This is a genomic window from Kitasatospora sp. NPDC093558 (assembly GCF_040683475.1).
Taxonomy (GTDB): Bacteria; Actinomycetota; Actinomycetes; order Streptomycetales; family Streptomycetaceae; genus Kitasatospora.
Genome location: NZ_JBFBDY010000468.1, coordinates 1 through 5,026, shown reverse-complemented (window position 1 = coordinate 5,026; position 5,026 = coordinate 1). Strand labels below are relative to the sequence as shown.

Annotated in this window: 7 protein-coding genes and 1 pseudogene; 4 read left to right on the top strand and 4 right to left on the bottom strand. The window is 73.8% G+C overall.

What is annotated here, in order from left to right; all coding sequences use genetic code 11:
* Window positions 1-462, bottom strand: a 462-nt coding sequence (locus tag AB0O00_RS29290) for a DUF6597 domain-containing transcriptional factor (protein WP_363656824.1), incomplete at its 3' end; no start/stop codon positions are given.
* Window positions 463-619: 157 nt separating this feature from the next.
* On the opposite strand from AB0O00_RS29290, the gene AB0O00_RS29285 reads away from it, so the two are divergent.
* Both AB0O00_RS29285 and AB0O00_RS29280 read left to right on the top strand, forming a co-directional pair.
* Window positions 620-1,054, top strand: a complete 435-nt coding sequence (locus AB0O00_RS29285) for a CBS domain-containing protein (RefSeq protein ID WP_363656822.1) — start codon at window positions 620-622, stop codon at window positions 1,052-1,054.
* 165 nt (window positions 1,055-1,219) lie between these two features.
* Window positions 1,220-1,804: a pyridoxamine 5'-phosphate oxidase family protein gene (locus tag AB0O00_RS29280; protein ID WP_363656820.1), complete on the top strand. Its 585-nt coding sequence runs from the start codon at window positions 1,220-1,222 to the stop codon at window positions 1,802-1,804.
* A gap of 31 nt (window positions 1,805-1,835) precedes the next feature.
* On the opposite strand, the gene AB0O00_RS29275 is transcribed toward AB0O00_RS29280, so the two are convergent.
* Complete coding sequence (locus AB0O00_RS29275) at window positions 1,836-2,114, bottom strand: hypothetical protein (protein WP_363656818.1); 279 nt, start codon at window positions 2,112-2,114, stop codon at window positions 1,836-1,838.
* A gap of 6 nt (window positions 2,115-2,120) precedes the next feature.
* Entirely contained in the window at window positions 2,121-2,354 is a 234-nt protein-coding gene (locus tag AB0O00_RS29270; protein WP_363656816.1) for a hypothetical protein, read from the bottom strand.
* 297 nt (window positions 2,355-2,651) lie between these two features.
* Here AB0O00_RS29270 and AB0O00_RS29265 point away from each other — a divergent pair, with 297 nt between their 5' ends.
* Entirely contained in the window at window positions 2,652-3,638 is a 987-nt protein-coding gene (locus AB0O00_RS29265) for a helix-turn-helix transcriptional regulator (protein WP_363656814.1), read from the top strand.
* Between the two features lie 16 nt (window positions 3,639-3,654).
* Here AB0O00_RS29265 and AB0O00_RS29260 read toward each other — a convergent pair.
* Window positions 3,655-4,277 (bottom strand): annotated as a pseudogene (locus AB0O00_RS29260) (DinB family protein).
* Window positions 4,278-4,502: 225 nt separating this feature from the next.
* Here AB0O00_RS29260 and AB0O00_RS29255 point away from each other — a divergent pair.
* Window positions 4,503-5,026 (top strand): hypothetical protein (locus tag AB0O00_RS29255; protein ID WP_363656812.1); only part of this gene is annotated, 524 nt, incomplete at its 3' end.

Genomic DNA, 5,026 nt, shown 5'->3' with positions numbered 1-5,026 from the left:
GAACCGCTCGTCCCAGGTCACGGCGGCCCGCAGCCGCTCCTGGAGGTGCGCGGCGAGCCGGCCGAGCACGTCCTCCGCCGGAAGGTCGATCCCGGCGAGTTCCCCGGCCGGGACCCCGAACAGCGCCCGGGCGGCCAGCGGGTGCACGGCGATCTGCACGCCCGACTGCCGCCCGTCGTGCGTGATCAGCGCCGGGGCGGTGTGCAGGCCGCCGAGCAGGGTGGCGTACGCGTCGGGCCGCTGTGCCGGATCGGGGTGGGCGGCGAGGACGAGCGGCTCGTCGAGGGTGAGGATGAAGGTCAGGTAGGGGGAGGGCAGGCCGCGGTGCACGGCGGGGGCGATGCCGCGCTGGCGGTAGCCGGAGTACCAGGCGACGTACGGGCGCAGCGCCGCCGCGGGCCTGGCCCGGACGGCCTCGTCGACCACGCCCTCGCGAACGGGCCCGGCGGCTTCCGTCGTCACCCTCCCAGTATCGGCGGCCGGGGTCGCGGGCGGGCGGGATGTTGCCTATGGTGATCGCACGGTCACACCGCGGGTGTGCGGTGCTGCCGGTGGGGGAGCGAGCGGGGGGAAAGCCGGGGGGAACGACCTGGGGGGAACCACTCACGAAGGAGTCCCCGTGACCACTGCCCGAGAGATCATGCACACCGGCGCCCAGTGCATCGGCGCGCACCAGACGCTCGCCGAGGCGTCGAAGATGATGCGCGACAAGAACGTCGGTGCGCTCCCGATCTGCGGCGACGACCAGAAGCTGAAGGGCATCATCACCGACCGCGACATCGTTCTGCGATGTATCGCGGAGGGCAAGGACCCGGCCAAGATGACGGCCATGGACCTCGCCGGCCACCTGCACTGCGTGCGCGCCGACGACGACATGGACATGGTGCTGCGCAAGATGGAGCAGCACCAGATCCGGCGCATCCCGGTGATCGACGGCGAGCGGCTGGTCGGCATGATCAGCGAGGCCGACCTGGCGATGGGCCGGCGTGACGGCCGGCGCGTGACGGACCAGCAGATCCTGGAGTTCATGGAGGGCGTCTACATGAAGGCCTGACCGGGCCGGACGCCCCAGCGGCGGCGGGCCTCGTGCGAACGACCGTACGGAGGCCCGCCGTTGGCGTGTCCCGGGGCGGGTCTCGGGATGAGATGCGGTGTGAGAACTGTCTCGATATGTGAAATGATCTTTCTCGACTGGCGAGATGGGCGCACAATTGCGGGCATGGGAAAGCAATACGAGAACATCGACGGCCGCCTGCGGGCGTTCATCGAGCGCCAGCCCGTCTACTTCGTCGCCACCGCGCCGCTCGCGGCCGACGGCCACGTCAACGTATCGCCCAAGGGGCGCTCCGGCACTCTCGTCGTCCTCGACGAACGGACGCTCGCCTACCTGGACTTCGGCGGCTCCACCGCCGAGACCATAGCCCACCTGCGGGAGAACGGCCGCATCACGCTCATGTGGTGCGCCTTCGACGGCCCGCCGACCGTCGTGCGCGTCCACGGCCACGGCGAGGCGGTGTTCCGCGACGACCCGCGCTTCGCCGGTCTGCTGGCCCGCTTCGAGCCCGGCGCGGACGGGCCCGGCCTGCGCGCGGTCGTGGTGGTCGCGGCCGAACGGGTCAGCGACTCCTGCGGCTTCGCGGTCCCGCTGATGGACTACCGCTCCGACCGCGACCTGCACGCCGACTACCTCGGCCGCAAGAGCGACGAGGAGTTCGGCGCCTACTGCGAGAACAAGCCGTACGTCGTCACCAGCATCGACGGCCTGCCGGCGCTGCCGGTCCCGCTGCCGCCGCGGCCGGCGTGAGCGCGCCCGAGGACAGGGTGCGGGCGTTGGTTCAGCCGTGGAGGGTCACCGAGTGGCCGTGGCTGCCGGGGGCGGCGGCGAGGGCGGCGTCGAGCACGCGCAGGGCCTGTTGGCGGGCTTCCGGTGCGGTGCGGGCGCGGAGGTAGAGGACGACGCTGATGCCCTGCCGGACGGCACGGGCGCGGACGTGTTCGAGGCCGGTGTCCGGGGTGGCGTGGGCCCACAGCGCGTCGTGGAGGGTCTCGGCGTCGGCGTCGGTCGGTGCGGCGGCGTCGTCGTCCCGGCGCAGCGTCAGGTGAACGGGGAGCACGGGGGGTCAGGCCCGGCTGCCGTGGTCGGTGGCGGCCGGGGCGTCCCAGCCGATACCGGCGGCCGGGGTGTCCCAGCCGATGCCGTTGGCGGTGCCGGTGCCGATGCCGGTGACATGCGTGGCCGGCGGCGCGGTCGGGCCGGTCGGGTTGTTCCAGCCGATGCCGGTCAGTCCCGCGAGCGTGGCGGCGGAGAACGCGGCGACGGCGGTGGCGGCGATGAGACGGGCGGCACTGGGCATGGCTGTCCCCTTGGAGGTCACGGCTGGGTGAGGGCGGTGGTGATCCGGCGGCGTCGTTCGCTGCCCGCCGTCCGGTGTCGACCATCCTGCTGGCGCCGGACGGCCGCCGGAAGCGCCCCGCCCTGGCAGCAATAGGCCCGGCCGGATCAGGACGCGGCCGGATCAGGACGCGGCCCCCGCGACGGCGACGGGCAGGAGAGTCCTTGCGGAGGAGCCGACCGGCTTGCGACGATCTCGTGACGTGTTCGCGTAATCAATCATCACGACATCACGACATCACGACATTGGGGGGAACCGATGTTGAGCGCCCTGGGGCTGGATTCCGTGGCCGAGACCGTCTACCGGACGATGCTCGCCGAGCCGATGAGCGGGATCGCCGAGCTGTGCGAGCAGGTGTCCCTTCCGGAAGCCGCCGTGCGCGACGCCCTGGACCGGCTCGCCGACCTCCAGCTCCTCCGGCCCTCCCGGGAGACCCCCGGTGCGCTGCGCCCGGTGAGCCCGGAGGTCGGGCTGGAGCTGATCCTGCGCCGCCAGGAGGAGGAACTGCTCCGCCGCCAGCAGGAATTGGCGCTGAGCAAGGCCGCCGCGGCGCGTGCGATCGCCGAGTACACCGACCTGCGCCCGGGGGCCGGCACCGACACCGCGGAGCGGCTCGTCGGCCTGGACGCGATCCAGGCGAAGCTGGAGATCCTGGCCGCGGAGGTCGCCCGGGAGTGCCTGTCCGTGATGCCCGGCGGCGCCCAGTCCGGAGCCAGCCTGGAGGCGTCCCGGCCGCTGGACGAGAGCGCGATGGGCCGCGGCGTCGCGCTGCTCACGCTGTACCAGGACAGCGTCAGGAACGACCCGGACACCCTCGGGTACGCCCGCTGGATGACGGACCTCGGCGGCAGCGTCCGCACCTGCCCGACCCTGCCGCCGCGGATGCTCCTGTTCGACCGCGAGGTCGCCGTCGTCCCCATCGACCCGGCGGACACCCGGCTCGGGGCCCTGTGCACCCGCGAGCCGGGCATCGTCGCCTCGCTCGTCGCGCTCTTCGAGCAGACCTGGCAGACCGCCGTCCCGCTCGGCGCCGACCGTCCCCAGGACGCGGAGACCGGACTCGCCGCGGGCGAGCGGGAGTTGCTCAAGCTCCTCGCGTCCGGGATGACGGACGAGGTGGCGGGCAGGCACCTCGGCATCTCGGTGCGCAGCGTCCGCCGTCAGATGGCCGCGCTGATGGAGCGCCTGGAGGCGTCGAGCCGCTTCGAGGCCGGTCTGCGGGCGGCGCAGCGCGGCTGGCTCTGAGAGCGTCTGGCGGCGCTCAGCCGCGCTCGGAGTAGCGGTAGAGGTCGCGCAGGAGGGCGATCTCGGCGCCGTGGTGGAGGAGTTCCTGGTTGACCCACCAGACGACGTCCAGGAACGCCTCCTCCGGGTCGCCGCCGTAGGGATAGGCGCTGTGGCCGACGGTGTCGAGCACGGTGTCGTCGGCGGCCAGCAGTGCCTGCCGCCAGGCGTCGGCGGCGGTGTCGAAGGCCGTGACCGCGGATGCGGCGTCGCCGCACACCGGGAAGGCCTCGCGGGTGAGCGAGCGGGTGCCGTTGGTGTGGTCGGCGCGCAGAAGGAGCAGTTCGGTGAGGTGGGTCAGCCGCCAGGCGAGGGTGGTGAACGGCGGCGGCTCGGGGTGCGGCGCCCCGGCGGTGTCCCGGCCCCACTCGCCCGCGCCGACGAGCAGCGTGGCGCGCTCGCCCGGCCCGTCCGCGTGCCGCCGCACCGACCAGCACCCGGGCACGGCTCCCAGCGGTACTCGTCGTCGGTCAGCGGCCCGACGGCCACCTCCGTGCCGTTTCCGCTGTCGACGACGGGCCCGGCCAGCCGGTCGCGCAGGCGGGTGCGGGCGAAGTCGAACTCGGCCAGCAGCGGAACGAGCCGGGGCGGCAGGGGCATCGGAACGGCTCCAGGGGGCGGCAGGACACGGACGACCCGCACCCTGCCACACCCGCCGGGGACGCCGCGAACGGATTTCCACGCGCCGCCGCGCGCAGCGACCATCGGGATCACCGTCCGGCATCCCTCTGGAAGTTGGGCGGAAATCGGCTAACCGCCGGTGCTGTCGCGGCGGTACCGTGCGCGTTGGTGAGCATCCGTCAAGGCCGGTGAGGGGGGTGTGCCATGAGGGGCGGACGGCAGAGCTTGGCGCGGGGGTACTTCCTGCGGGAGGCGGCCGCGTTGCAGCGGGCGAACGTCGGGGGTGCGCGGCGGCTGGAGCGGATCGTGTTCCCGGGGGCCGGGGTCGTGGTCGTCGGGACGCCCTGGGCGGAGGTGCGCCTCGACGTGGGCGCCTCGCGGGACGAGTTGTTCGCGGCGCTGGGCGGGGAGGCCGCCGGGTGGGCGGAGCCGGACCGGGGGGTGGGGCCCCGGCTGCCGGTGTCGGCCCCGGCGCCGCCGCTGGCGGTCTACGCCGATCTGCTGGACGACCTCGGGGATCTCGTCTTCACGCTGACGACCTACCCCGCCGACGTCGGGCGCCCGGAGGCGGCCGCGCGGCTGGACGCCGTGCGGCTGGCGGGCGGGACGACTGCGGTGGTGCAGGTGTGCGCGCCGAACGGCACGCACCGGATCCGGATCCCGCTGGATTCGGGCGTCCCACTGGTCGCGCTGCCGCTGGCGATCGCCGAGCACCTGCTGGCAGCGGC